Source organism: Corynebacterium sp. HMSC064H12, from assembly GCF_001809925.1.
Classification (GTDB): domain Bacteria; phylum Actinomycetota; class Actinomycetes; order Mycobacteriales; family Mycobacteriaceae; genus Corynebacterium; species Corynebacterium jeikeium_D.
In genome coordinates this window covers 78,339-104,661 of the sequence record NZ_KV799361.1, presented here as the reverse complement: position 1 = coordinate 104,661, position 26,323 = coordinate 78,339, and the positions used below count along the sequence as shown (strand labels likewise).

The window sequence follows — 26,323 nt, the reverse complement described above, 5'->3', positions numbered from 1 at the left end:
CCCGGAAAAGACACACTTTTCTTTACTTAACCCAAAAGACCCGCACCTTATCGGCGCGGGTCTGCACTGTGCGCCCGAAGGGATTCGAACCCCTAACCTTCTGATCCGTAGTCAGATGCTCTATCCGTTGAGCTACGGGCGCATTTTGTTGTTATTCAGTGACTCCGGGTGAATCCCTTGGCCCCTGCAACGAATAGATACTTTACTCATCCTGCGAAGTTTTACAAAATCCGCTGTTCAAGCAACCTTTTTGGGCGCTTATTCAAGTACATATTCGTTGCACGTTAACAACAGGTTTCGTAGCGGTTACCCCGGCCTATCCGAACAGGACCGACCGAGGTAACCCTGACCGAGGTAACGGAGAAACCGAGGAACTACTCGCCGCGGACCCAGCGGACAGCGTTGCCGAAGATGTCCTGCTCACCAATGCCCGGAATGTTGCGCATCAGGCCCTCGCGGAAACGCTCCGGGTGGCCCATCTTGCCCAGAATCCTGCCGTCAGCACTGACAATGCCCTCAATGGCGTAGGAAGAACCGTTCGGGTTGGCTGGCGCTGTCATCGTCGGCACGCCGTCGGCATCGACGTACTGGAAAGCGACCTGGCCGGCCTCGAACAGGCGGCGAGCCTCATCCTCGGAAACCACGAAACGCCCCTCACCGTGAGAAACCGGCATGAGGTGGGTCTGGACTGGCTCGAAATCGCGCAGCCACGGGGAATCCACGGTCGCGACGCGAGTAGTAGCGATGCGGGACACGTGACGCAGCTGGCGGTTGTGGGCCAGGGTCGGCGAGTCCTCGCGGAGCTGCGCCGGGTCGCCGTACGGCAGGAAGCCGGACTTGACCAGCGCCTGGAAACCGTTACAAATACCGAGCACAAGACCGTTGTCGGCCACGAACTCCTTGACGGCGGCTGCGACATCGTCGGAACGCAGGAACGCGGCGATGAACTTGGCGGATCCGTCCGGCTCATCACCCAGGGAGAAGCCACCGGAGAATGCCAGGATGTCGGAGTCCTGAAGCTTCTCGATGAACGCCTTCGTGTCCTCCGCCAGCATTGCCGGGGTCAGGTTGCGGATTACGTGGAACTCGTAGGTAGCGCCAGCAGCGACGAATGCCTCGGCCATGTCGTACTCGGAGTTGGTACCCGGGAAGACCGGCAGCAACACGTGGACATCCTTCTTGCCCGGGCTCTGCAGGTCAGTCTTGGTCTCGCTGACCTGGTTAGCGAACTCCGGCAGGGCCTCGCCCTCGTAGTCATTGAGCGGGAAGACCTCACGGTAACCGGACTCCATTGCCTCCAGAGCCTCGGCGACAGTGAAGGACTCCTCACCGAAGCGCAGCGTGCCCGACTCGTCGGTGGCACCGATCTTCACAGCACCCTCAACAGCACCCTCAACATCCTGACCAGCCGGAACAGCCACCACAATGGAGCCCAGCGGAGCCTCCGGAAGGGATGCCTCCAGGCCCACGCCATTGCCCACAGCCATGTTGACCAGGGTCGCAGCCAGATCCGCGTTAGTAACAGCCGAGGCCGCAGCCGGACGCAGCTCCCGCACGGCAGCAAATAGTTCGTTGAGCTGCTCGTAGTTCGGCTCCCCGGACTCGAGTGGCTTGTGCGCAAACAGGTAGAGGTCGAAGTTACCTGCCGGGATTGCAGCAGAGACAGCGTCGGTCTCGTCCATCGCGGCAACTGCGAAGGTCACCAGGGTCGCCGGCACGTGCAGGTCCTCGCCGTAGGTGCCGGACATGGAGTCCTTACCGCCAATGGCCGCAACCTGGAAGCCGTCCTGAGCCTCGAGCAGACCGAGCAGAGCCTGCGCAACCTCGCCCCAGCGCTGCGGATCCTGGTCCAGGCGCTGGAAGTACTCCTGCACACTCAGCCAGGCACCGCGCGGATCGCCACCGGCCGCTGCGAGCTTAGCCAGTGCCTCCACGACGGAGTAGGAGCCCATGAGGTACGGGGACTCGTCGGCAAGCGATGGCGAGTAACCCCAAGTCATGACGGACGCGGTGCTCGTGCCGCCATCGACCGGCAGCGTCTGGATCGACGCCTGCTCGTCGGTCTTCTGCGTCGCGCCACCGTACGGCATGAGCACGGTGGAGCGGCCGACGGTCGAGTCGAACTGCTCGATCATGCCCTCCTGGGAGCCCGCCGTCGCCGCACGCAGCGACTCCAGCACGCTCGCCGGTACCTGCTTTACGACGCCGCCCTCCGCAGCAACCATCTCGACATTCTGGGCGCGGTCAGCGCCGTTGGTGTCGATGAACTCACGGGAGAGGTCGAAGACAACCTCGTCGCCCATGAACATGCGCAGACGGCCAGTGTCGGTGATGTCGGCCAGCGCGACGGCCTCAATGTTCTCCTCGGCAGCGGCGGCGATGATGAAGTCGGCATCCTCCGGGCGCACGACCAGCGCCATGCGCTCCTGGGACTCGGAAATCGCGATTTCGCGGGCATTCAGACCGGCGTACTTCAGCGGCACGCGCTCGAGGTGAATGTCAATGGAGTCAGCCAGCTCACCAACCGCAACGGACACGCCACCAGCGCCGAAGTCATTACAACGGACGATCTTGGTGGCGACATCCTCGCGGCGGAACAGGCGCTGAATCTTGCGCTCGTTGACCGGGTTACCCTTCTGCACCTCGGCGCCGGAGCGGCCCAGCGAGTCTTCATCGTGGGCCTTCGACGAGCCGGTCGCACCGCCGACGCCGTCACGGCCGGTGCGGCCACCGAGCATGATCACCACATCGCCCGGCGCAGGTTCGAGGCGCTTGACGTTGTCTGCCGGGGCAGCGGCGACGACGGCACCGAGTTCCATTCGCTTAGCGACGTATCCCGGGTGGACCAGCTCGCGCACACCAGTGGTGGCCAGACCGATCTGGTTTCCGTAGGAGGAGTAGCCGGCTGCGGCACGAGAGGAGATATCGCGCTGCGGCAGCTTGCCCTCGAGGGTCTGCTCGCGCGGAGTGTTGATGTCACCTGCGCCGGACAGACGCATGGCCTGGTAGACCCACGAGCGACCCGACAGCGGGTCGCGGATTGCGCCACCGAGACAGGTCGAGGCGCCACCGAACGGTTCGATCTCGGTCGGGTGGTTGTGGGTCTCGTTCTTGAACATGAGGAGCCACTTGCGGTCATCGCCCTCGACGTCGACGTAGACGGAGCAGGCGTTGATTTCTTCGGAGACTTCCTGGTCATCCATGACACCCGTGCGACGCAGTTCGCGGCCCATGATGGTGCCCATGTCCATCAAGGAGCGTGGCTTGTGGGTGCGGCCGTTGAGCTCACGCAGCTCGTCGTAGCGACGCAGCGCGCGATCCAACTGCGCGGCAAAGCGCGGCTCGTTGTTCTCGATGGAGGTCAGCTCGGTGTTGAAGGTGGTGTGGCGGCAGTGGTCCGACCAGTAGGTATCCAGCGCGGACAGCTCTACCTCGGTCGGAGTGCGGCCCTCGGAGCGGAAGTAATCCTGGATGGTCTTCAGGTCGGCCAGCGACATGGCCATGCCGTCGGCTGCGAGCAGCTCGGCCAGGCCTTCGTCATCCAGCTCGGTGAAGCCCGGGTACTCCTTCAGCGGCTCGATCTCGCCCATGCTCGGACGGCGCAGGACGCTCAGGTTCTTCTCCCCCGATTCGACCGGGTTGATGAGGAAGGAGCGCACGGCGTCATTCACCGGAGCATCGAAAACATACAGCGTTGCCGAGGTGATCTGCGCCTGCGTTTCCGGGCGGAGCAGGCGCAGGGCCTGCTCGGCGGCATCGGCACGCTGGTCGTACTGGCCAGGCAGCGGCTCGACAGCAAGGTAGTTCCCCAGCTCGGCGGGGGCCGGGAGCTCGACCAGCTCGTCGACACGCGAATCAGCAACTACCGACTCACGCAGCGCGACAAGATCCTCCTCCGTCGCATCGAAAGCATCGTAGAGATAGTAGATTGCCACCTCGCCGTCCTGGCCGATCGAGGACAGCAGCGTAGCTTCCTCATTGCGGAACTCGGGCTTACGGCGAACGGCTAGACGGGCGTCCATCAAGGCTCCTATCGAAATACGGGGAGGGCAACCGGGGTCTAAGTCTATTGCAACTGTTCAGGATAGGAAAATGTCCCCCGGTGTGCGAGGCGGCGCGGGGCGGCGCGGGGCGGAAGCCCCGATTGACCAAGTACAAGGCCAGGCTAATCGGATTCAGCCGGGCAAAGGCTGCGCGGGGGTGTTGGAGGTACGGCCGTGGCGGCTCAGGGAGGTGGCGAGTCGGTCGGCAGGTCCGGGTTGGTGCCTGTTGCTGCGCTTTGCTACCTGTTGCTGCGCGTTGCTGGAGCAAGGGAGCTGGTTCGTTGTCTTATCGATGCATAGTTCACCTATCGATTCGCTATAGCCTGGCCACAAGTGAACAGCGCATCGACAAGTGCACACGTAGCACCCACAGCGCGCGCATAAGTGGCGCAAAACCATCGACAGGCCACGAGAAACCATCGATAAGTGACCGAACCCTGGCCACAAGTGAAGGACCGCGCTGCCCCGCCCCGCAATGCCCCGGCTCGCGCTGCACTGCCAGGTAATAAAAACAAAAAGCCCCGCACCTACAAGGTGCGGGTCTACATGGTGCGCCCGAAGGGATTCGAACCCCTAACCTTCTGATCCGTAGTCAGATGCTCTATCCGTTGAGCTACGGGCGCGTGTGGCGGAGGCGAGAGGATTCGAACCTCCGGCCCGTCGCAAGACAGGCAACTCCTTAGCAGGGAGCCCCATTCGGCCGCTCTGGCACGCCTCCAAAACCACTGGCATCGATCCCGCTTCAGCAAAGCTGTTCGCCATTGCGTTGGCAAGACCAAATAACCGCAGCCAATCCTACAGAACACAAGAATTGAAAAGCAAAACACCCGCGAAGCCACCAAATACGGCACCACAAATAGCGACCACACCTTGGGATTTTGCGGGGATTCCGTACTGCCCAATCCGGACCATGTTCTACAGTTAGGCCTATGACCAACGATGCATCTTCAGTTCAGCCCAAAACCCGTGCCGACCTCGAACAGGTTCCGGCCTATGTTCCGGGCAAGGCTGTGCCCGGCGCGCTGAAGATTGCGTCCAATGAAATGACCCAACCACCGCTGCCCTCGGTGGTGGAGGCCATCTCGCAAACCATCTCTGACCCAACTACCGGTCCGAACCGCTACCCGGACATGGGCGCGGTTGACCTGCGCATTAAGCTCGGCGAACACCTGGGCCTACCCATGGAGCAGGTCGCGGTCGGCTGCGGCTCCTCCGCTCTGTGCCTGCAGCTTGTGCAGGCCACCTGTGCGGATGGGGATGAGGTCGTGTTCCCGTGGCGCAGCTTCGAGGCCTACCCCATTCTCGCTCGCGTCGCCGGGGCTACTCCGGTGCCGGTACCGCTGGATGCGCAGGGTCGCAATGATCTTTCAGCTATGGCTGCCGCTATCACCGACCGCACACGTCTGGTTTTCGTCTGTAACCCCAACAACCCAACGGGGACGACCATCACTCGCGAGGCATTCGCGGAGTTTATGGCGCAGGTTCCGGGCGATGTTGTGGTCGCTCTCGACGAGGCGTACATCGAGCTGGTGGACGAGGCCACTCATGCTGCTACCCCGTTGGCGCATGAGCTGCTGGATACCTACCCCAACCTGGTTGGCCTGCGCACATTCTCCAAGGTCTACGGTTTGGCCGGGCTTCGTGTGGGCTACATGTTCGGCCCGGACAAGCTTGTGGAGGCCGTGAATAAGGTCGCTATCCCCTTCTCCGTAAACACTCTCGCGCAGATTGCCGCGCTCACCTCGCTCGACGCACAGGAAGAGCTCACCGCCCGCATTGCTGAGGTCCGCGCACAGCGCGTCGCCGTCACCGAGGCCATCAACGCCGCCACCGGCCGCGAGACGGTGCTGCCGAATTCGCAGGCCAACTTCATTTGGATTGACGAGGGTCGGATTGCGGATCTCTCTTTGCTTGACGACGTCTCGGTGGCCACCACCACGGATCTCGGTGACTTCTTGGCGCAGCGCAACATTCTCATCCGCTGCTTTGCCGGCGAAGGTGCTCGTATCACCATCACTACTGAGGACGAGACCTCGCAGTTGCTGGCTGTGCTAGGAATTGAGCGCTAGCAGCTATCGCTCAGCTAGCAGGTGCCAGCGCGGCCGGTGGTCGCGCCACCACTGCGCTCAATCGCCTTTGCGATGCGGTCGAGCATTTGCTGGCCGGTCTCATAGGTGCCGTCGTCAGGCTGGGCTGCGATAGCAACACCAACGAAGGTGCCCGGCTTCTTGCCCGGCAGATAGCCGAACTGCCGCACAAGGTAGACGCCTTCATCATCTGGGCCCCAACCGCCCTTGAAGTGGGCACCGCGGATGCGTCCGAGGCCGTAGGACTGCTCGTCGGCAATCTGCCCCATGAGGTCAGCAACCTTTGGGCCCGCCTCGATGCACTGCAAATTGGCGCCGAAAACGGCTTGGTCCCGCAAATCCCACTGCGTCTGTCCGAAGACGGTGTATTGCGCGCGGATGCGGTCAGTGCCCATGACGGTGCGGGCGTCGTGGCCCTCTCGAAGGATTTTATTGGTGGTCGCGCCTGCGGTCGCGTCATCGCCCAGGGAGTACCACATGGACTCAGCCGCGTCGTTGTCGGAAACCGTGATTGCAGATTCCACCTGCGCGTCTACGCCCATTTGGCGCACATAAGCCACCGCGATTGGCACCTTGGAGGTAGACCAGGCCGGACCAGTTTTGAAATCCCCCGTGGAAACCACTTCGGAATCCTTATCCGGCGTTGCCAGAGCGGCGCCGGCCAAACCACCGAATTCCTTTTGCGCGGACTTCACGGCCTCGACAACTTCGCGAGGCATCTCACCGGGCACAACTTTCCCGCCGGAGGATGCGCCTCCGGTGCCGTCGCCAAGCGAATTGGGCAGCGTCGGCGAGGGCATCGACGAGTCGGAGTCGGTGCCGATGGTGCAGGCGCTAAGACCGAGCGTGACGACGGCGGTTGCGGCCAGAGCTACTCGGAGACGTTTAGACAATGTGCACCGTCGCATTCGTACCGCCGGTGCAAGTGACAACCTCACCGTTATCGCGGCAGGTCATGGTGTAAGTCTTGCCAGTTGTTGGGCTGCTAGCGGTGACAGTACCGTTGAGCTTCTTCGTAAGTTGGTACTGCTCAACGAAGGAATTGCGCACATTGGTGGCAAACTGACAGGTTGTCGTGTTACCTCCGACATTTTCTGCATATACCAAGTTCAAATCACCCGGATCACCCGAGCCGGAGCAGTGGCGCCAACTCGATGGCGGCTGGAACCCTTCAGCGCGACGCTTCTGCTCAGCGGTCGACGACGTGGAAAAATCCTCAGCACTAGCTGACTGAACCGACTGGGGCGAGTTGCTGCCGGCCGAATTCACTCCCTTCGAATCGGAGAAGTAGAAGAAAGCCATTGCGCCGACGAAGAGAGCGACCGCAACGAGCGCCAGGACAATAACCGCGATGGTCAGCCCCTTGTTGTCATTGCTCGGCGCAGCAGCCGGACCAGCTTGCGGACCGGAGACATAGGGGGCGGGGCGGTACGGTTCAGGCTGCTGGGACTGTGGATACTGCTGCTGCAGATACTGGGTTTGCTGGTTCTGGGGCGGCTGCTGGGTCTGATGGTCCTGCGTTTGCCCCTCAGGCTGCTCCCACTGTGTCCCATCCACAGCGCTCCACGCATTTGCCGGCGTATCTGCAGAGGGCTGATCATCTGACGCGTCCGGATTTATGCTCCACTCACCGAACGAGTCGTCCGAGTGGTTGCTCCGATTCGTTGCCATTGTTCGACCTTTTCCCTCAATACCGTCCGCCAGTATGACGCTGAGTTTGTATTACAGCAAGACCGAGCTTACCGGTTTTGGCAAATTGCCCGTATTGTTTCAGGCCACAACGGTTTCGGTTCCATGCCATGCAGCTTTTCCACCGAGTGCCCCGGGTTGAAGTGGATTTCAGTTCCTGTATTCAACGAACCGTCGGCAATCGCGTCGGCGCCCCCTTGGCGATGGTGTCATTGACCACCAGTTTCTGAGCATGTGCGATACTGCCGAATCCCGCACATGTCCGCGCATGTCATACCTGCGGCCGGAGAGAATGCAGCAATGCGCGCAATACCGCGGTTACGTACGGTCCGACTATCCGTCGCTGACCCCACCACATACGCCAATTTTGAAGACAAATGAAGAAACCCCCAGTAGAACAACTACCGAGGGCTTCTGTCTGCGGAAGCAGGGGGATTTGAACCCCCGGAGGTGTGACCCTCGCTGGTTTTCAAGACCAGTGCATTCGGCCGCTCTGCCATACTTCCAACGACAACATCATAACCGCATACCGCCGTGAGGCAGCAAACGCCCTCATAACACCCCTTGCCAGCACCTTTCGCTAGCCTTCTCATCCCAAACCACACCCCAAGCATCCACCTCTACAGACATAACTATTTTTGCTAATTGCAAAAGAGCTTGAAATACCGCGTGCATAACCAGTTTTTGCATTACCTTTGAAGACTATGAAGGCAATCATTCAGACTGATCTTTCCAACCCCCGCGCCCTGGAATGGGCCGATGCTCCGGAACCGACTCTCGAGGATGGGCAGGTGCTGGTCAAGGTCAAAGCCGCTGGCGTAAACCGCGCTGACCTGCTGCAGGCCGCTGGCCACTACCCGCCACCGAAAGGCGTGACCGACACCCTCGGCCTGGAGTGCGCGGGTGTCATTGAAGAGGTCAAGGGCGACTCTCAGGGCTGGAAAGTCGGCGACGAGGTCTGCTGCCTTCTCTCCGGTGGCGCTTACGCCGAAAAGGTCGCAGTCCCGGCCGGCCAGATTCTCCCACTGCCACATGGCTACTCCTTCACCGAGGCCGCATCTATCGTCGAGGTTGCCTGCACGGTGTTCTCGAATGTCGTGATGATTGCTGGCCTAAAGGAAGGCGATCTACTACTGGTTCACGGTGGCGCGGGCGGCATCGGCACTTTCGCTATTCAGATGGCCAAGCGGCTCGGCGCTCGCGTCGCAGTCACAGCCGGTTCAGCGGAGAAGCTGGCTAAGTGCAAAGAACTCGGCGCCGACATCCTCATCAATTACAAAGAAGAGGACTTCGAGGAAATCGTCGCAGCTGAGGGCGGCGCCAATGTCATTCTGGACATCATGGGCGCAAAGTACCTCGACCGAAACGTCAAGGCCCTGGCGAAGGACGGCCACCTGGTTATCATCGGCATGCAGGGCGGCGTAAAGGGCGAGCTCAACATCGGCCGCCTGCTGAGCAAGCGCGGCTCCATTACCGCCACCGGCCTGCGCTACCGCGATCTAGCCGACAAGGCTCGCATCGTCAACGCCACAGAGGACACCGTTTGGCCAATGCTTGCCGACGGCACCGTCACCCCTCAAATTCATGAGGTCATGGATATGCGCGACGCGGCCAAGGCCCACGAACTGCTCGACAGTGGCGCGGTCAGCGGCAAGATTGTGCTGACCGCCTAGTTAGCTGACCGCCTAGTTAACCGAGCGAGGCAACTGCGCGCACGAGCTGGTCAATGTCGTGCGGCGTATTGAACGGCTGGAGGCCGACTCTCACGGCACCTCCAGCCTCAGCGATGCCCATGGCCTCCAACAGCGGTGATTCATACGCATCAACAATGCTGGTCACCAGGCCATTATCCAGCAGCCTGTCCACGACCACCTTCGCCGACACTCCATCGACGAGGAAGCTAACACGCGGAATGTGCTGTGCCCGCGACACACTCGCGAAAGAATCATCTTCGGTATCCATGCCGATGATGTACACCCGCGGCAGGGTCATCAGCGCCGCAATCAGGCGCTCCGACAACGTCGTCAAGTAGCGAGAAACCTGCGGCATCGCGGTTTCAATGCGGTGCCTACGCGACCCCCTCGCCGTGCTATCCAGCGATGCCAGGTGCAGCACCGATTCCGACACCCCACCGAGTAGTGCCGGCGACACCGGGGAAACCTCAATCCGCTCGACGCCGCGCGCATTCGGCACATAGCTTAACGACGTCATGCGCTCGAACATCTCGGGATCCCTGAACACCAAAGCTGCGACCTCAGGCCCGCCCAGCACGGAGGCGTCAACCAGCATGATGTCGGCGCCCAGCTTGCTCATCGACACGTCGCGGTAGGCAACAATATCCGAGGCATCGACCAACACCCAGGCGTTGGAGTGCTCATGCACCCGCCGAGAAATGTCAGCTACCGGCGCGATGGTGCCAACGAACGGATCCGCGGCCGGGACGACAACGAGGCGAGTGTGCTCGTCTACGAGCTCGTCGAACTGCCAGGACGGCAACGTACCCGAGGACAAGTCAGCCTCAGCAATGCGGACTTGAGCTCCGTAGAGATTGGCTGCCCGGCGTAGTGGTGCGTGTACAACTTGCGAACCAATGCGAGAAATCACCAGGTTAGAGCCGAGCGTCAAGCGTCGACTCATTGCGGACGTGAACTGCTCCATGAGCACCTCACGCGAAGATCCCAACACCACACCGGCGACCGGGCCGCCAGTGAGGTCCGCAAAAGCCCGGCGCGCACTGGCGGTTAGCTCCGCTGCAGCGGGAACGCCCGAGCTGCGCGACTGGCCATGAGCCCCCGCCCCAGTCTCACCAGGAAGGGACTTCTGGGCATTGCGAAATGCAGAAATCATCGCAGCCTGGACACGCTCGGGTACCTGGGTGCGTTGACCCGCATTGAGGTATGTCCAACCGTCGGAAAGCGACGAGTAAGCACCCCTGGTTGTCGGCACATCGAAGGCCATGAAAACCCTTTCCCGGTTTCGAATTCAAGCTGCGATATCTATTTCAGAGTTAACTGTGCAATCACCCACGAATCGAGCGTTCATGCCCCGAACCGTGTATCGCTTGCACATCTTAGTTGGAACCAATTCTATCGAAGCAACCCCATATAGGATAATCTTTATCCCTTTTTAGCAGTTGCTTAAAATTGGCCGAACTTTTCCTGCCTGTATCCATGCGCAAGCACTCCCGATGCGTGAACCATATGCACCAGCTGCATGCCATAAAGCAGTTACAGCGGCGATTGTATGTAAGTTTTCCAGGGTCACATAACCAGTCGCATAACCAACCGTGGAAACAGCCTCAGAAGCACCACGTCACCACCAATGACGACCACCCCACGCGACGGTTGTTCGCCGTCACGACGTGGAATAATGGCTCGCCCGGTGCCGTCGGTATTCAATCTAAACCGCCCTAGCTAGTAGTTTGGAGACGTGACTAACGCAGAAAATGATCGCCAATCCGCAGCTGCAGCCGACCAGCCGGCCAATACTGTGCGCAATGGCTCCGCTATCCGCACGGAGGAAACTCTCCGTCGCGACATTGCGCGCATAACTGACGCAACGGGTGAGGCACCGGCTTTCAAGTCGCGTTCCCGCACCATGGGCGCTGCCTGGCAGGATCTGGTTACCGGCTTCGGCCAGCGTGAGCTGTGGCTGCAGCTGGGCTGGCAGGACATCAAGCAGCGGTACCGTCGCTCCACGCTTGGCCCGCTGTGGATCACCATTGCCACCGGCGCGATGGCCCTGGCTCTCGGCCTGCTGTACTCGCTGCTGTTCCAGCAGGACCTGGCATTCTTCCTGCCGCACGTGACCGTTGGTCTGATTATCTGGGGCTTCATCTCCGGCTGCGTGCGCGAGGGCGCAACCGTCTTCATTGAAAACGAAGGCCTCATCAAACAGTTGCCCAGTGCGCTGAGTGTTCACGTCTACAGGCTGGTGTGGCGTCAGTTGCTTTTCCTGGCCCACAACATGGTGATTTGGCTGATTCTCGTGCTGGTCTTCCGTCCGGATTTGGGCTGGAACTTCTTCCTGGTCATCCCCGCGATGGCGCTGCTGGTGGTCAACGGTGTGTGGGTGACGATGTTCTTCGGCATCATCGCTACGCGCTACCGCGACGTGGCACCACTGCTGGATTCCCTAATTCAGCTGGTGTTTTACATGACTCCGATTGTGTGGACCACCAAGACGCTGGAGGAACAGGGCGGTGCCGTCGCCGAACGCGCACGCATCGCAGAGATCAACCCGCTGTTCCACTACCTGGAAATCATCCGCGCCCCATTGACCGGCCAGCCGGTGGATACCTACCACTGGTGGATTGTCCTCGCCTGCACCACAGTCGGCCTGTTGCTGGCACTCGGAGCCATGCGCCTGTGGCGCTCCCGCGTGAGCTACTGGGTTTAGGCCGCAAAGGCCGTCGTTAAGCGAATAGAACTAGCAAGGGATAAGCATGGTCAGCATTGATACTTACAACGCGTGCGTTGACTTCCCCATTTTCGACGCCAAATCGCGGTCGATGAAGAAGGCGTTCCTCGGCGCCGCGGGTGGTGCGATTGGCCGCAATGACTCCAATGTCGTGGTCATTGAGGCGCTGAAGGACATCAACATCCATCTGCGCGAGGGCGACCGCGTCGGCTTGGTTGGCCACAACGGAGCGGGTAAGTCCACGCTGCTGCGACTGCTGTCGGGCATCTATGAGCCCACGCGCGGTGCCGCCGATGTGCGCGGCCGTGTGGCTCCGGTGTTCGACCTCGGTGTCGGCATGGACCCGGAGATCTCAGGCCTGGAAAACATCATCATCCGCGGTCTGTTCCTGGGGCAGACGCGCAAGCAGATGAAATCCAAGCTCGACGAAATCGCAGAGTTCACCGAACTCGGCGACTACCTGCACATGCCACTGCGCACCTACTCCACCGGTATGCGCGTGCGACTGGCGCTCGGCGTGGTCACGTCCATTGAGCCGGAGATTTTGCTTCTCGACGAAGGCATCGGAGCCGTCGACGCCGCATTCATGGCGAAGGCCCGGACGAAGTTGACCGAATTGGTCGATCGCTCCGGTCTGCTGGTGTTTGCGTCGCACTCAAATGAGTTCCTGGCGCAGCTGTGCGACACGGCGCTGTGGATTGATCACGGTACGGTTCGACAGGCAGGGCTTGTCGACGAAGTGGTCGAAGCCTACGAAGGTAAAGAGGCCGCCGACCAGGTGCGCCGCGTGCTCGCGCAGCGACGGTAGCAGCTTCGCCGGGAGTCCGGGCGCGGTTCCCCCATCGTGGCCGAGCGAGCGGCTCGCGGGCAGCCGGCCGGCGGCTGGCGGGCGGCACGGATGCTTGGAATTGCTCACCCGGAGCAACATGGCAAGATAGACAGCAATAAAAACAGTAATAAACGGTACGTCCCCGATGGAGAACGAAGTGAGCGAAAACTCGGCTGACCACCCAAATCACGATGAGGCAGCAACGGCCGCAATCGTGGTGACTCACAACCGCATCGAGGACCTGCGCCAATCGCTTCCCATCGTTGCCAGCCAGACCCACATGCCGAAGTGGCTCATCATCGTCGACAACGGCAACGACCCGAAGGTCAAGGAACTCGCCGAGCAGGTGGCGGCGCAGCAGTCGTCGGAAAGCGGATCGGCGCCGGAGATTCACTACGTCGGTTCCAAGACGAACCTGGGCGGCGCTGGTGGTTTCGCACTGGGCATGCTGACCGCGCTGTCGCTCGGCGCGGAGTGGATTTGGTGCGCCGATGACGACGGGCGCCCGGAGGACTCCTACGTGCTGAAGGCGCTGCACAGCTGCGCGCGACGCCACCAGCTCGACGCTGTCTCGCCGGTGGTCTGCGATATTAAGGCCCCGAACAAGCTGGCATTCCCCCTGCGCCGCGGGCTGGTGTGGCGCCGTCATCGCGAGGAGCTTTTCGAAAGCGGCATCAACCCCAAACTCCCGGCAGTGAACGACTCTGAGGGGCGGAGATGGTTCACCAACTTTGCAGATCAGAAGGCTGCGACCGGGCTCGAACTGCCTAGCGACCTCGAAACCATCGACGGCAACCACGACCTCCTGCCCGGCATCGCATCCCTGTTCAACGGCGCGCTGTTTAGCGCCCGCTCGCTGGAACAGCTCGGCGTTCCCGACTACCGCCTATTCATCCGCGGCGACGAGGTCGAATTCCACCGCCGCCTGGTCCGCTCCGGCCTCCGGTTCGGCACATGCTTGACGACGGCCTACCTGCACCCCTCCGGTTCGGGTGAATTTGTGCCCATTCTCGGCGGCAAAATGCACACGCAGTACCCGACCAATGACTTCAAGCGCTACTTCACCTACCGCAACCGTGGCTACCTGATGAGCCAGCCTGGCATGCGCAAGCTCATGCCACAGGAGTTCCTGCGCTTCGGCTGGTTCTTCCTGGTCCAGCGCCGCGATGTCCGCGGCTTCTACCGCTGGTTCAAGCTACTGAAGCAGGGGCGCAGGGAGAACTTCGAGCGCTTCGATCCAAAGTCGAAGTAGTTCGGGCTGGCGTTGCGGCTGGTGGGGCTGGGGCTGTGGCACTGGCCTGGAGCGCAGACGTTGCGGCTGGTGGGGCTGAGGCTGAGGCGCTGGCCTGCATATTTGATCTCGCCCGGGTCGTGTAGTCCGCATTTCGAGTGCTCAGTGCGCAAAAGTGTTACCTAACCCCTGGTTCCCTTCTCCTCCACTGACATATCGATGAGGTATTCACTCATCGATGCGCTACAGCCTGCGCATAAGTGAATAGTCCTACGATAAGTGCGCGGGCCAGGCCAACAGCGTGGCCATAAGTCCTGAAAAGTCATCGACAAGTGGCGGAAAGTTGGCCATAAGTCAGCACAATTGCAATAGGTCAGCAGCTGAACTTAGCCTGAGTCGCGCGAGGCCGGTGCATTTTCCAGAAGCTGCAAACGCTGCTTACGCTCCTGGATTCTGGACTCACGGAGCTGCCGATCTTTATACGGGACAGTGGCTTGACGAAAACGCCCAACTTCGGACGAAAATACCAACCCACCTGCCTGAATGCGCTGCCTCTGCCGAATAGCGAACTGTCGCAAGACCTCCACGCAGTCCCCATTAATGACCTGTGACCATTGGAAGCGGAGTACATCTAAGTGGAGGTTTCGCAGACGCTTCTCGCGAGCTTGCTCTTTCAGAAGCACAGTCTCCGTAGCTGCTACCCCGCCACCGGAATACTTAATCAGCCCATCGAACTCAATGATCAAATTCAGATGAGGCACATAAAAATCGACGCGCCCAATGAATCCTTCACTGTCATAGAACTCGACTTGCTGCATGAGCACGCATTTTTCGTCGTAAAGCGTGGCAATTCCTGAGTCGATTATGCATTTCTTTGTGATTGACTCACCGATGGTTTCGCTGTGTGCGCTGGCAGTTCGAAGTAGCTCGCGGGCGCGGCGGGTACCCGGCGAACGTGGGTAATTTGTGAGGACGGTGTGCAGTTCTTCGAGGTCACACCACTGTCGCAGTGCGGTGTCAACGATGACTGGCCCGTTTTCGGACTCGGCGGTGCGGCAGATATCGATGACGGTTTTCGGCACATCGGTAACGCAGCGCCCACCAATGCGAACGATGTCTTGTTCGAGGATTCTGTCACCGACATGGCGCAATCCGCCGCCAGGTCGGCGCAGGCCGGAATTGGCAAGCGCGATTGTGGCATTTCGAACAAGCAACGGGATGCCATGCAACGCAGCGGCTGCTTCACCCGTAATGATTGTCCCGGAACCTGGCTTGACCAGTGCCTTTATCTGCAGTTGAAAACGTTCGAATGCTGACAGCGCATTCCAGCGAGAGCACTCGATGTATGTGCCGTACGCCAGTCTGAGCAGGGATCCATCTCGAATATTTGCGCTTCCGACGTGCCCGTGCAGATTATCCAGCTCTGACTTGGCACTGACATATTCACAAGGATGCTTGATTTGTTTCTGCGAAGCCGCGTGGATGAGGCCATCGGAATCGTAAGTCCAGTTAGGCATTGGTTTAGGCACGCTCCCCGAGGTGGGCTACAGGAATTCACGCATTGGAATTAGTGCCTTTAGTTATGGTCGACCCCGCGGAAATTGGCAGCAGAAAAGCCGCCGAATTGCCCGTTTCTGTGGACAATTTGGCGGCTGTGGATAACTAGCTGCGGACACCCAGCTGTCGCTTACTTAGTACTTGGCGCCGTCCTCAACTGCGAGACCGAACGGAATGCCGGTGTCTGACGGCCAGTACTTCTCGTCAGCTGAGAAGCTAATCGTTACCCTTTCCCCGTCGCTGTGGAGACTTGGGTTAATCACGACATGGTCAATAGTGCGTGTCTCAGATTCATTACTTCCTGCAAGCTTTGCTGTCACTTCAGTTGGCTGGTCGAGAACCAGAATCGCAAATTGTCGATCGTCGGCAGTATGGGGGTTGGGATCCTCACGCTGCTGATAAGCGAGAACCTCGGCTCGATTCTGGAAAACCTTCACAGTACCGGTCACGGTCTGCTGGCCGCTGGTTCCGTTGCTCGACCCCTGCGAACTAGAACCCGAAGCCCCAGACTGCGAACCCGAGCCCGAGTCCGAGTTCGAACCCGACCCCGAAGCCTGCTGCCCCGCCGTCGGATTCGGGCCACCGTTGCCACCGTTACCACCATCAGCGCCAGTACCATTCGAGCCCGAGCCCGGCGCGCAGTCATTACCAGCAGCAATGGCCTCGACGACATCCAGGTTGTCAACCGGAATCCAGTTAAACTGTTCGAACTCCCCGGCACCCGGATTCGCAGGCGTTTCCACCAGCTCATTGCCCTGGCGCGTCACCAGCAAATCTTCCTGATCGCGCCCCATCCTCTCTGCAGAAAACGAGAACATACCCGGCTGACCAGTAGCTCGCTGAAGAGCGCGACGTACACCGCCCACAGAAGTCACGCCGTCATGGTAGGAATTCTGAAACTGAATTTCCTGACCATTTTCGTCAACGCCGTAGACACCAATCGCATCAATTTCGGCGCTCATCGCACTTGTGCCATAGTTCAGCACCAGCTCGGGCACGCACCCATCATCAAGATGCACGAGCGCATATTTCATCGCCCCACCAGGACTAACTTCTCCGACAAAAGTCTGCAGTGGCGCCGGGTTCGCCAGCACCTGCTTGTACACAACGACGGCCTTCTCCGCCTGCGCCTGCACCTGCGCATCGCCATTTTCGCTTGACGACGACACACTGCCCTCAGCAGCCGCCGAATCGCCACCTCGATCCCCAGAAACCTGGAGGAAAAGGAACAGAGCCAGCAACAGGATAATCAACACCAGCAGCACCAAGATGGTGATGAGCTGTTTGCGGGTTTTGTCACCTGAGCTAGTCGAAGGCGTGGGTGTGTGCGTGGTCATGATTGAAGAACTACTCGCCTTGGAAGAACTTTTCCCAGTTGTCTTCGCTGGTCAAAGATGGCACGGCGGCACGCCACTGCTTCGCAAGGTCGTCCCACTTGGAGGACAGTTCGCGCATGAGGCTGATGGTCTCGGCGCGCATGGACTTTTCCTTATCCAGGTCGCGGACCAGGTGACGCACACCGTTCTGGGAGGCATCGGTGACCCAGACGTCGTCGAAGGTGGAAATGTGCCACCAGAAGGAGTCCTCGAAGGCCACAGCCACCGGCCCCGGGCGCTTCTTACCCATCTGGGTGTACGCAAGCCGCTTTGCCATCGTCTTGTTTTCGCTGGAGATCTCGTGTGACGGCGGACGAACTGGGGTCAGACCACCCGGCATCTCGTGCATCGGCAGCAGCTCGGTCTCCGGGAAGTTCTTTCGACCAGCAGAAATGCGAGCGAAGTCGCCCTGCGATGCGTTCTTCAGCACCTCCGGGCCACGTAGCAGGTCACGAACAGCTTCCATCTGCGTCCAGGCCAGGCCGTAGCGCATGGAGACCAGGTTCGAGAGGATTCGTCGTGAAGCGACGTTGACCATGTCCTTTGCGGTGACATCGCCGTGCATGGTGGCGGCGATAAGCGAGTTGCGCAGGCCGAAGTACTGGGCGGCGTTTTCGATGTCCTTCCAGTAGAAATCGGCGTGCCAGACGGCGGCGCCCGGAATGGTGTCGGTCGGGTAGCCGGCCTTGGCGGCGCGGAATCCGTAGTCGATGTCGTCGTACTGGAAGAACAGCGGCAGCGCCAGGCCAATCTTCTTAATGACCTCGGACGGCACCAGGCAGGTCCACCAGGCGTTGTAGTCAACGCCCAGGCGACGCAGCTGGTGGTACTTGCGCACGTCCACGTCGGCGTAACCGAACTTGGGGTCGTTCTCCTCGACGGTCAGCGCCTTCCAGTTGTAGGTCTCGCCGGTGCGGAAGAGGCTGGTCGGGTTGAACAGGAAGAGCATCTGCGCGCCGAGCAGCATCGGCTTTTCCGCGCATACGGCCAGGGCGGATAGGCGCAAGGTGGTTTCGGGCTCGGGGCGGATGTCGTCGTCGGTAAGCAGAACCATGCAGTCGCCCGCAGCGGTGGCGTCGCGCATGCCGCGGGAGAAACCGCCGGCGCCGCCGAGGTTCGGCTGGTGGACAACGTTCAGACGCTCGCCGAGGATCTCCTTGGCCTGGATGAAGTCGGCTTCGTCGGCCGGGTGCTGTTCGCCCTGGTCAACGACGCGGATGGTGCGAACGCGCTCAAGGGCTGGCAGGTCCTCTGCCAGCGTGGCGACGGTTCGAGCACAGTCAACCGGCCGGTTGTAGGAACAAATGACCAGGTCAGTCGGAATATCGCGCTTGATAGCCGACTTGGGCACAACATAGCGGACATCGGAAATCTTTGCGCCTGCGTCCTCGGTGTCGAAGCGCAAGTGAATGGCACCGCCATCGGCGAAGCGGTCCAGCGGGACGGTCAGGCGCACCTCTTCATTGGCAGAACCTGACATCGGCGAGTGCTCACCGGTCCAGTTGCCGTCGGCATCCGAGCCGCCCGCTGCCCAGGAGTCCTCCAAGCGGAGGTGGCCCCCAATATCTTCGGTGTAGGCCAGCACACGCGCGGAACCGACCACGCGCGCACGGATTTCGACCTGCTTAATTGAGGTCCAGCGCTGCCAGTAAGAAGCTCGGAAGCGACCGAAGTAGGTGTCAGTGCGCACCACGGTGTGGCGACCGAGCGTGATCGAGTTACGGGTGGCCTGCACCGAGCTGTCGTAGGCGCCAACGCCTTCGACTCGGTAGTACAAATCCGGCTCCACCCAGTCTGCGGGCGGAGCAAACAGCACGCGCTGAATAGTCAGCATGTCAACATCGGTTTCGGCGGTCAGCTGAGTGGATTCCTTATTAGAAGCAGTCGAAGTCACGTCCCCCAGCGTATCGCGCTATTTCACACGGAAGATGAATACACGCTGAATGATGAAGTTAATTACCGTCGCAACGCCCTGTGCGACGACGAATGCGCCGAACTGTGCCCACTGCGCGTTCCAATCCCAGGCCTCGACAAGCCAGGGCTGCAACACATTAAAGATGCCGACCTGGGTGGCGTAGGTAATCAGGTACAGCACCGCAACTGCCAGCACCTTCTTCGCCGAGGACTTCGACTTGAAGGTCCAGCGGCTGTTAATGATGTACGCCGTAATCGTGCCGAAAACCCAGCCGACCGTCTTGCCCCAGAAGTTGGTCGCCCCGAAGGCGTTGAGCATGATGAACGTCAGGCCGAAGTCCACCACCGCCGCGATGACGCCGGAGATAATAAAGCGCATCATCTGCACTTTCAGTCCGTGCTCGTCCTTGGCCTCCGTCGCCATTGGCACTGCGGCCGAGTCCTCTACGACAAAACCGTTTTCGTGGGAGCCGTTTCCGAGCTTGCCGTTGTCGCGGTTCGGGTTTTCATTTGCTGTTTCATTCGCTGACACGCCTAGGAATTCTAGGCCACCGGCCAGCTAACAAACAGCCAGCGCGAACATAAACAAGCAATAAAGAGGAGAAAAAATCTAACGTCGCAGCGCCTCACGCAGTAGATCCAGCCGCTCCACCGGCGAGAGCGTATCCTCCCCAGCTAGCCCCAGCGCGCTCATCTCCGCCCAGCTAGCCGCTGCCAATTCCTCCACGTCCTCGCCGGATAGCGGGATGCCCTCGTCGCTCTCCCAGCCGAGGCGCTCCATGACATGCGCCGCCACATCATGCCGTAGCTCATCCGAGGTCAGCGCCGCCAAACACAGCAGCTCCACCAACGCCGCATCGTGCCCGGCCGGGTCTTTCTCGGCGTCCTCTATAGGCAATGCGCGCAATCGCTTAACGACGCTCTCCCCCGCCTCCCCGGTCAATTCCAGCGCGGTTGATTCCGACCTCTGCAGGTCCAGAGCCTGTAACAGGGGCACGAATTCAAACACCCCCGACCTCTCGATGATGTCCACCACATCGGCACGAGCGGTGGCCAACGTATTTTGAATAGAGTCCCGTCCGGTCAGTTCCCTATTGATTGCGGCAATATCTACCGGCTCCTCCGCGTCCATATCCCCCAGTGCGCGGATAGAGCCCGAGCCACCGATACACAGGGCATCCGGGGTGGCCTCATCGCGGGCAAAAGCTTCTCTGACCTGCAAGGTATGTTCCCACAAGCCCCACTGCCAGATAAGGGTATCGCCGGGACTTTGCAGCACCTCGGCAACTGTGGTGGACAGGGGAACATCGACGACTCCGACCGCTGCGGGTCTGCCGCCAGTCACCAGCTGCGCCGCAGACTCCACCGCAGAGCCGGGCAAATGGAACTTCGTCGGCACGCTTTCCTCGCCCCACCCAAAGATGACCGCTAACACGCGGGACAGGCTTCGCAGATCCATCTGGTCATTGACCCCGAAGACGCGGTGGGCACTGCACGGTTCTTCCTCTAAAGAGGCACCGATAATGAGCGTGGCCGGTTCCGTGGCCACGCGAACGCCTGGGAAGGCGACTACGTTATCGGTCTGTGCTGCCATACCTCACAGCGTACGCAGGAAAAACAATGTGGCCTGGATGGCAAAAACTCGCTACAATGCGCGCGTTTTTACCAGCGGAATCTGGCGCGGCTCCGCACCCCACGGCTCTACCAAGTACTTGCGACGCAGGCGCTGCGACTCCACCGCGGTCCACTGCGCCACCAGCTCTTCTACCCCGCGGGCAAGCCCCAGCACCGGCCCTGCGACTTCTTCGCCTACATGCGGAAAATCAATCACCTCTACGTCGTTGACCTTGGGGAACCGCGGCTCCGTCAGATTTCCCTTGCCGGGCTTGGCCTTCTCTTCCTTCGCGGCGGCGCGCAGCTGTCCGATGTGGTCACGAATGCCAGCCACCGATGCCGGCAGGTCCACCACCGTGGCCCCTGCCTGTTCAATCGCATGCGATAGCAGGTCCGCCCCCTCAGCGCTCTCTGCACTCTCTGCCGCAGCGTCACCGTCACCATCGCCCGCGGTCACAGACGCAACAAAGCAACCGGTGAGCAGATTGGTGGCGGTCTCCAGGGCTCCGTCGTCAAGCGGATCCACCAGCCATGCACCCGACAACCTCTCGCCTGCAAAGGACGGCGAGAGCTCCACATGCCAAATGACAACGGGCGATGTGGAACTACATACGGCAAGGGTCTGCGGAGTAGCAGCAGGCGTGGAAGTCATGAGGTTGATGGTATCGCGAGTGACGGATCCCACGCGGGGTAGCCTTTATCGCATGTTCGACTTTTTCAAGAAGAAGCCGCGTGAAACCATCAACATGGCCGCCGAGTACACCAACACCCCGCTGTCGAACCAGATGGTCATGCTGTTCGCCGAGGAACTGCCCATCCTCGACAGCAAGGAACGCGCACAGGTCTACCGCGCACTCGAGGCGTACGACGGCCCGCAGATCACCTCGCAGGAAATGCTGCCGGAAGAGATCCGAAAAATTATGGATCTATAGTCTCTCCGTATATTTCGCTTGCTTTCCGACGGCCCGTGCGCGACCTCAAGCGTGACCAACACCTCGGAGCGTCACGGGCGACGGAGCCGGTGCAAAGGGGTAGCCTAGCCTTGATGTCCACTAACACTAACGGCAAGTCCAGCACCGATGCTTCGAACGGTGCCTACGGAGCCGTACACACAGAAGCCAGGACCCTGACCGGTTGGGGTCGTACCGCCCCCGCTAAGTCCCAGGTGCTGTCGACGCCGGACTTGGATGAAATCGTTAACGCCGTCAAGGCTGTCGCAGACCAGAACTCCGACAAGCCTGCCCACCTGCGCCGCGGTGTAATTGCCCGCGGTATGGGCCGCTCTTACGGCGACCCCGCCCAGAACTCGGGCGGTCTGGTCATCGACATGCAGAAGCTCAACAAGATCCACTCCATTGACCAGGAGTCGGCGATTGTTGATGTCGACGGCGGTGTCACGCTGGACCAGCTGATGAAGGCCGCACTGCCCTACGGCCTGTGGGTGCCGGTGCTGCCGGGAACTCGCCAGGTCACTATCGGTGGTGCCATTGGTCCGGATATTCACGGTAAGAACCACCACTCCGCAGGTTCCTTCGGCAACCACGTGCTGTCGATGGAGCTGCTGGTCGCTGACGGCCGTATCCTGCACCTTGAGCCGGAGGGCTCTGCAGACGACCCGGACGGCAAACTGTTCTGGGCAACCGTCGGCGGCATGGGCCTGACCGGCATTATTGTCCGCGCTCGGATCAAGATGACCAAGACCGAGACGGCCTACTTCATCGCCGACGGCGACATGACCCACACTCTGGACGAGACCATCGAGTTCCACTCCGATGGCTCCGAGGAGAACTTCACCTACTCTTCCGCGTGGTTCGACGCCATCTCACCGGAGCCGAAGCTGGGACGCGCCGCAATTTCCCGCGGTTCGCTGGCAACCTTGGCTCAGCTGGAGGAATACGCCCCGAAGCTGGCCAAAGATCCGCTGAAGTTCAACGCTCCGCAGCTGGTGACTGTGCCGGATATCTTCCCGTCCTTCACCATGAACAAGCTGACCATGATCAGCATTGGTGAGCTGTGGTGGCTGAAGTCCGGTACCTACCGCAACCAGGTGCAAAACCTCACGCAGTTCTACCAGCCGCTGGATCTCATCGGCGAGTGGAACCGCGGATATGGTTCCAAGGGCTTCCTGCAGTACCAGTTCGTTGTTCCGCGCGAGGCCGTCGAGCCGTTCAAGGAGATTGTCCGCGATATCCAGCGCTCCGGCCACTACTCGGCACTGAACGTATTCAAGCTGTTCGGCGAGGGTAACCGCGCTCCGCTGTCCTACCCGATGCCGGGTTGGAACGTCTGCGTGGACTTCCCGATCAAACCGGGTCTCGGCGCCTTCCTCGATGATTTGGATAAGCGCGTCATGGAGTTCGGCGGCCGCCTCTACCTGGCCAAGGAGTCGCGCACTTCCGCCGCTAACTTCCACCAGATGTACCCCGAGATGCAGAGCTGGCTGGACACCCGCAATGAGATTGACCCACACGGTGTCTTCGCCTCTGACATGTCGCGTCGACTGGAACTGCACTAAGACAACCGAGAGGATTTAAGCCCCAATGATTAATGCTGTAGGCGCTGCCCAGTCCATCCTGCTGCTCGGCGGCACTAGTGAAATCGGTCTGGCCATTACCGCCGAGTTCCTGAAGAAGGGCCCGGCCAAGGTCATCCTGGCTTCCCTGCCGAACGATCCGCTGCGCGAGGCCTCCGCTGAAAAGATGAAGGCCGCCGGCGCTTCCGAGGTGGTCACCCTCGACTTCGACGCAACGGACTTCGACTCCCACCCAGAGGTCGTCGATAAGGCATTTGCCGACGGCGACGTGGACATCTGCATCGTCGCGTTCGGCATGCTTGGCGACGCCGAGGAGCTCTGGCAGAACCAGCGCAAGGCCGTCCTGGCTGCGAACATCAACTACACCGGTGCGATGTCGATGGGTGTTCTCGTCGGTCAGAAGTTCAAGGCGCAGGGTCACGGCCAGTTCATTGCCATGTCCTCCGTCGCTGGTGAACGCGTGCGCCGCTCCAACTTTGTCTACGGTTCCACCAAGGCCGGCCTGGATGGTTTCTACCTGAACCTGGGTGAGGCCCTGGATGAGTACGGTGTCAAGACCCTGGTTATCCGCCCTGGTCAGGTCCGTACCCGTATGTCCGCTGACGTGGACGAGGCTCCGTTGACCGTGAACAAGGAAGATGTCGCCAAGCTCGCAGTGAAATCCGTCGAGGCCGGTAAAACCCTGGTCTGGGCTCCGCCGGCATTCCAGCTAGTGATGATGGTGCTGAAGCACATCCCACGCCCGATCTTCAAGAAGCTGCCGATTTAAGAGCGGGTTTGGTCGACTCGATGGAACTCGGCGGGGCTAGGCAGGCTGGCCTACCCACCTTTAGCTCCGCCGTTCGTCGGAGTCCGGTTCCTGTGCAAAACTTGAGGGCATGGTAGACAAGCAGGCCGAAACCTCGAGCGCTGACACCACGGGTGCCGACAACACTAGCGCCAACACAACGGGCGCACGATCCTACAGTGAGCTGGTTGACGAAGATCGCTACGAAATCTTCAACGATGACCAGCTCTCCCTCAAGGCTGCTCTGACCTACCTGTTCGCAGCGCTTGTGGGCGGTTCGGTTATCGCTCTAGCGTCCTGGTTTGTGTTCCACCGCCTGTCGCTGCCGGCCTTTGGCGGCTCGCAGCTGACCAGGGCAGTCGCAACAGCGCTGATTGTCATCACGCTGACGCTCACCACCGTCCTGCTGTATTTCTTCGCCACCAAGGGCAAAGATAATCGCCCCCGGTGGCTAACGTGGTTGACGTATCTGATGGCTTACATGTCACCGGCCATCTTGGTGGTCTCTGCCGTCGGCCTCCCGCTGGGCTCGACCAGGCTGTGGTTGGACGGTCTGTCCGTCGACCAGGAGTTCCGCACTGAGTACCTCACCAGGATGGCCTCGGAGCCTGGCCTGCATGACATGTCGTACATCGACATCCCGTCTTTCTACCCAGCTGGTTGGTTCTTCCTGGGCGGACGCCTGGCCAATATTCTTGGCATTGCCGGCTGGGAGGTCTTCCAGCCCTGGGCGTTGATTACTCTCGCCGCTGCTGGCTGTGTTTTGGTCCCGGTGTGGCAACGCCTGAGTGGTTCCCTGCCCGTGGCCACTGGCATTGCGCTGACAACCACGGCGGTCGCCCTGGCGACTGTCGCCGATGAGCCCTACGCCGCAGTCATTGCTATGGGGCTTCCGGCGATGACCGTGATGGCCTGGCGCGGTCTCACCGGCGCCTGGTCCGCCATGTTTGGCGTGCTCGTCTTCCTGGGTATTTCTGCGACTTTCTACACTCTTTACACTGCCGTAGGCGCGCTTATTGTGGTCGTGTTGGCCGTGGTCGCGTGGACGTCGTCAAGCTCTTGGATGCCTGTAGTGCGTCTGATCATTATGGGCGTGGGATCGATGCTGATTGCGGCGACGGTGTGGGGGCCGTACATGCTGGCGGTTGCGACGGGGGCACCGCGCTCGGGCGCGACAGCGACGCACTACCTGCCCCCGGAGGGCGCGCAGCTGCCTTTGCCGATGCTCGCCGCCAGCGTAATCGGTGTGCTGTGTTTCATCGGTGTCGTGCGCATGCTGGTCAGCGCCACGGAGCCGGATGCCCGCGCGCTCGGCCTGGGCACGCTGGTGCTCTATGGCTGGGTAGTGGCCTCGATGGTGGCGACGCTGCTCGGACGCACGCTGCTGGGGTTCCGCCTCACCGCACCGATTACGTTCATGCTGATCGCGGCTGGTGTGGTCGCGCTTGCCGACGCCCGTCTCAACGGCATCGAGAAGTATTGGCCGCAGGCGGCACCAGCTCACATTGCCAAGCGCGTTTCCGCGGTAATGGCGGCAGTCTTGCTGCTGGCGGGCATTGGCTACGCGCAGTCGATTCCGAATAAGTTGCATGGTGCCATCGACTTGGCGCATACCGACACCGACGGTAACGGCGAGCGCGCGGACCGCTTCCCACCGAATGCCGGGGCGTGGTACTCAGCGGTGGACCAAACGCTGAAGGAGGCCGGGCTCGATCCGGCCCAGACAGTGGTGCTGACGGATGAGAAGAATTTCCAAGCACTCTATCCCTGGTATGGATTCCAGGCACTGACCAGCCACTACGCTAACCCTCTGGGTGAGTTTGACCGCCGTAATCAGGCATTGGAGGAATGGTCGGAGATTCGCGATCCCGATGAGCTCGTGCAGGCAATGGACGAAACGCCGTGGCGCGGACCAGATGCCATTGTGCTGCGAGGCGAGGTTGAGACGCCTGATGGCGAGGATGCCGCTCCGCTGACGTTGGACATCGCGGATGATATCTATCCGAACAATCCGAATGTGGTCTTCCGGAGCCTGAATTTTGCCCGCTCTGCATTTGAGAAGCACTGGGAGCTAAACCAGGTCGGCCCGTTTGTAGTGGCGGTTCGCAAATAGGTGTTGGCAAGTAGGTATTGGGCGGCTATCCCCTGCCGCAAACGTGATTCCTGTTACTAATGTGGAAACTGTGATGTAACTTTCGCGTTGCAAACTCAAAGAAAAAGGCCAATTACCGTAGTATCTTTCCT

19 protein-coding genes and 4 tRNA genes are annotated in these 26,323 nt (G+C 60.5%); 9 read left to right on the top strand and 14 right to left on the bottom strand.

Annotated features, from left to right (window positions below):
- Window positions 1-69 precede the first annotated feature (69 nt).
- The 4 genes from HMPREF2681_RS10290 to HMPREF2681_RS10275 all read right to left on the bottom strand — a co-directional run bounded on the left by HMPREF2681_RS10290 (window position 70) and on the right by HMPREF2681_RS10275 (window position 4,761).
- Window positions 70-142 (bottom strand) — tRNA-Arg (locus HMPREF2681_RS10290).
- A 232-nt stretch (window positions 143-374) separates the two neighbouring features.
- Window positions 375-4,022, bottom strand: coding sequence for a phosphoribosylformylglycinamidine synthase (locus tag HMPREF2681_RS10285; protein WP_070547059.1), 3,648 nt, complete (start codon window positions 4,020-4,022; stop codon window positions 375-377).
- A 568-nt stretch (window positions 4,023-4,590) separates the two neighbouring features.
- Window positions 4,591-4,666, bottom strand: a tRNA-Arg gene (locus HMPREF2681_RS10280).
- Window positions 4,667-4,669: 3 nt separating this feature from the next.
- Window positions 4,670-4,761 (bottom strand) — tRNA-Ser (locus tag HMPREF2681_RS10275).
- 211 nt (window positions 4,762-4,972) lie between these two features.
- Here HMPREF2681_RS10275 and HMPREF2681_RS10270 point away from each other — a divergent pair.
- Window positions 4,973-6,112 (top strand): histidinol-phosphate transaminase, encoded by a 1,140-nt coding sequence (locus HMPREF2681_RS10270; RefSeq protein WP_070547057.1) that lies wholly within the window; start codon window positions 4,973-4,975, stop codon window positions 6,110-6,112.
- A gap of 14 nt (window positions 6,113-6,126) precedes the next feature.
- Here HMPREF2681_RS10270 and HMPREF2681_RS10265 read toward each other — a convergent pair whose 3' ends face one another.
- The 3 genes from HMPREF2681_RS10265 to HMPREF2681_RS10255 form a co-directional block, all read right to left on the bottom strand.
- Window positions 6,127-7,023: a hypothetical protein gene (locus HMPREF2681_RS10265; RefSeq protein WP_246815972.1), complete on the bottom strand. Its 897-nt coding sequence runs from the start codon at window positions 7,021-7,023 to the stop codon at window positions 6,127-6,129.
- On the bottom strand, window positions 7,016-7,801 hold the full coding sequence (locus HMPREF2681_RS10260; protein ID WP_070547056.1) for a hypothetical protein: 786 nt from the start codon (window positions 7,799-7,801) through the stop codon (window positions 7,016-7,018). Before HMPREF2681_RS10260 ends, HMPREF2681_RS10265 begins: the two co-directional genes overlap by 8 nt.
- Before the next feature lie 439 nt (window positions 7,802-8,240).
- A tRNA-Ser gene (locus HMPREF2681_RS10255) sits at window positions 8,241-8,325 on the bottom strand.
- 198 nt (window positions 8,326-8,523) lie between these two features.
- On the opposite strand from HMPREF2681_RS10255, the gene HMPREF2681_RS10250 reads away from it, so the two are divergent.
- Window positions 8,524-9,492: an NAD(P)H-quinone oxidoreductase gene (locus HMPREF2681_RS10250; protein WP_070547054.1), complete on the top strand. Its 969-nt coding sequence runs from the start codon at window positions 8,524-8,526 to the stop codon at window positions 9,490-9,492.
- Window positions 9,493-9,508: 16 nt separating this feature from the next.
- Here the strand turns inward: HMPREF2681_RS10250 and HMPREF2681_RS10245 are convergent, their stop codons facing one another.
- Window positions 9,509-10,777: an aminotransferase class V-fold PLP-dependent enzyme gene (locus HMPREF2681_RS10245; RefSeq protein WP_070547052.1), complete on the bottom strand. Its 1,269-nt coding sequence runs from the start codon at window positions 10,775-10,777 to the stop codon at window positions 9,509-9,511.
- Window positions 10,778-11,248: 471 nt separating this feature from the next.
- On the opposite strand from HMPREF2681_RS10245, the gene HMPREF2681_RS10240 reads away from it, so the two are divergent.
- The 3 genes from HMPREF2681_RS10240 to HMPREF2681_RS10230 all read left to right on the top strand — a co-directional run bounded on the left by HMPREF2681_RS10240 (window position 11,249) and on the right by HMPREF2681_RS10230 (window position 14,319).
- Complete coding sequence (locus tag HMPREF2681_RS10240; protein WP_083301620.1) at window positions 11,249-12,217, top strand: galactan export ABC transporter permease subunit Wzm/RfbD; 969 nt, start codon at window positions 11,249-11,251, stop codon at window positions 12,215-12,217.
- A gap of 46 nt (window positions 12,218-12,263) precedes the next feature.
- A complete protein-coding gene (locus HMPREF2681_RS10235) occupies window positions 12,264-13,046 on the top strand; it encodes a galactan export ABC transporter ATP-binding subunit Wzt/RfbE (protein ID WP_005510871.1) in 783 nt (260 codons plus the stop codon).
- Between the two features lie 166 nt (window positions 13,047-13,212).
- A complete protein-coding gene (locus HMPREF2681_RS10230) occupies window positions 13,213-14,319 on the top strand; it encodes a glycosyltransferase (protein ID WP_070547050.1) in 1,107 nt (368 codons plus the stop codon).
- Between the two features lie 365 nt (window positions 14,320-14,684).
- On the opposite strand, the gene HMPREF2681_RS10225 is transcribed toward HMPREF2681_RS10230, so the two are convergent.
- The 6 genes from HMPREF2681_RS10225 to HMPREF2681_RS10200 form a co-directional block, all read right to left on the bottom strand.
- Window positions 14,685-15,815 (bottom strand): PDDEXK family nuclease, encoded by a 1,131-nt coding sequence (locus HMPREF2681_RS10225; RefSeq protein WP_070547049.1) that lies wholly within the window; start codon window positions 15,813-15,815, stop codon window positions 14,685-14,687.
- 174 nt (window positions 15,816-15,989) lie between these two features.
- On the bottom strand, window positions 15,990-17,192 hold the full coding sequence (locus tag HMPREF2681_RS10220; RefSeq protein WP_070547047.1) for a hypothetical protein: 1,203 nt from the start codon (window positions 17,190-17,192) through the stop codon (window positions 15,990-15,992).
- 10 nt (window positions 17,193-17,202) lie between these two features.
- A complete protein-coding gene (locus tag HMPREF2681_RS10215; protein WP_016421829.1) occupies window positions 17,203-19,125 on the bottom strand; it encodes a glycosyltransferase in 1,923 nt (640 codons plus the stop codon).
- An 18-nt stretch (window positions 19,126-19,143) separates the two neighbouring features.
- Complete coding sequence (locus HMPREF2681_RS10210) at window positions 19,144-19,677, bottom strand: GtrA family protein (protein ID WP_070547045.1); 534 nt, start codon at window positions 19,675-19,677, stop codon at window positions 19,144-19,146.
- Window positions 19,678-19,755: 78 nt separating this feature from the next.
- On the bottom strand, window positions 19,756-20,739 hold the full coding sequence (locus HMPREF2681_RS10205; RefSeq protein ID WP_070547043.1) for a hypothetical protein: 984 nt from the start codon (window positions 20,737-20,739) through the stop codon (window positions 19,756-19,758).
- Window positions 20,740-20,790: 51 nt separating this feature from the next.
- Window positions 20,791-21,444 carry a hypothetical protein gene (locus HMPREF2681_RS10200; RefSeq protein WP_049193890.1) on the bottom strand — a complete coding sequence of 218 codons (654 nt, stop codon included), beginning with the start codon at window positions 21,442-21,444 and terminating at the stop codon, window positions 20,791-20,793.
- A gap of 19 nt (window positions 21,445-21,463) precedes the next feature.
- On the opposite strand from HMPREF2681_RS10200, the gene HMPREF2681_RS10195 reads away from it, so the two are divergent.
- From HMPREF2681_RS10195 to HMPREF2681_RS10180, 4 genes are all read left to right on the top strand, one after another.
- Window positions 21,464-21,691, top strand: a complete 228-nt coding sequence (locus HMPREF2681_RS10195; protein WP_005510976.1) for a hypothetical protein — start codon at window positions 21,464-21,466, stop codon at window positions 21,689-21,691.
- 113 nt (window positions 21,692-21,804) lie between these two features.
- On the top strand, window positions 21,805-23,274 hold the full coding sequence (locus tag HMPREF2681_RS10190) for a decaprenylphosphoryl-beta-D-ribose oxidase (RefSeq protein ID WP_016421825.1): 1,470 nt from the start codon (window positions 21,805-21,807) through the stop codon (window positions 23,272-23,274).
- Window positions 23,275-23,299: 25 nt separating this feature from the next.
- Complete coding sequence (locus HMPREF2681_RS10185; RefSeq protein ID WP_070547041.1) at window positions 23,300-24,061, top strand: decaprenylphospho-beta-D-erythro-pentofuranosid-2-ulose 2-reductase; 762 nt, start codon at window positions 23,300-23,302, stop codon at window positions 24,059-24,061.
- A gap of 109 nt (window positions 24,062-24,170) precedes the next feature.
- Window positions 24,171-26,192 (top strand): galactan 5-O-arabinofuranosyltransferase, encoded by a 2,022-nt coding sequence (locus tag HMPREF2681_RS10180; protein WP_070547039.1) that lies wholly within the window; start codon window positions 24,171-24,173, stop codon window positions 26,190-26,192.
- The last annotated feature ends 131 nt before the right edge of the window (window positions 26,193-26,323 follow it).

Bases quoted from the DNA above. Each gene is read 5' to 3' on its own strand.
- HMPREF2681_RS10285 (WP_070547059.1), bottom strand. From the start codon at position 4,022: ATGGACGCCCGTCTAGCCGTTCGCCGTAAGCCCGAGTTCCGCAATGAG.
- HMPREF2681_RS10270 (WP_070547057.1), top strand. From the start codon at position 4,973: ATGACCAACGATGCATCTTCAGTTCAGCCCAAAACCCGTGCCGACCTC.
- HMPREF2681_RS10260 (WP_070547056.1), bottom strand. From the start codon at position 7,801: ATGGCAACGAATCGGAGCAACCACTCGGACGACTCGTTCGGTGAGTGG.
- HMPREF2681_RS10250 (WP_070547054.1), top strand. From the start codon at position 8,524: ATGAAGGCAATCATTCAGACTGATCTTTCCAACCCCCGCGCCCTGGAA.
- HMPREF2681_RS10245 (WP_070547052.1), bottom strand. From the start codon at position 10,777: ATGGCCTTCGATGTGCCGACAACCAGGGGTGCTTACTCGTCGCTTTCC.
- HMPREF2681_RS10235 (WP_005510871.1), top strand. From the start codon at position 12,264: ATGGTCAGCATTGATACTTACAACGCGTGCGTTGACTTCCCCATTTTC.
- HMPREF2681_RS10230 (WP_070547050.1), top strand. From the start codon at position 13,213: ATGGAGAACGAAGTGAGCGAAAACTCGGCTGACCACCCAAATCACGAT.
- HMPREF2681_RS10225 (WP_070547049.1), bottom strand. From the start codon at position 15,815: ATGCCTAACTGGACTTACGATTCCGATGGCCTCATCCACGCGGCTTCG.
- HMPREF2681_RS10220 (WP_070547047.1), bottom strand. From the start codon at position 17,192: ATGACCACGCACACACCCACGCCTTCGACTAGCTCAGGTGACAAAACC.
- HMPREF2681_RS10205 (WP_070547043.1), bottom strand. From the start codon at position 20,739: ATGGCAGCACAGACCGATAACGTAGTCGCCTTCCCAGGCGTTCGCGTG.
- HMPREF2681_RS10195 (WP_005510976.1), top strand. From the start codon at position 21,464: ATGTTCGACTTTTTCAAGAAGAAGCCGCGTGAAACCATCAACATGGCC.
- HMPREF2681_RS10190 (WP_016421825.1), top strand. From the start codon at position 21,805: ATGTCCACTAACACTAACGGCAAGTCCAGCACCGATGCTTCGAACGGT.
- HMPREF2681_RS10185 (WP_070547041.1), top strand. From the start codon at position 23,300: ATGATTAATGCTGTAGGCGCTGCCCAGTCCATCCTGCTGCTCGGCGGC.
- HMPREF2681_RS10180 (WP_070547039.1), top strand. From the start codon at position 24,171: ATGGTAGACAAGCAGGCCGAAACCTCGAGCGCTGACACCACGGGTGCC.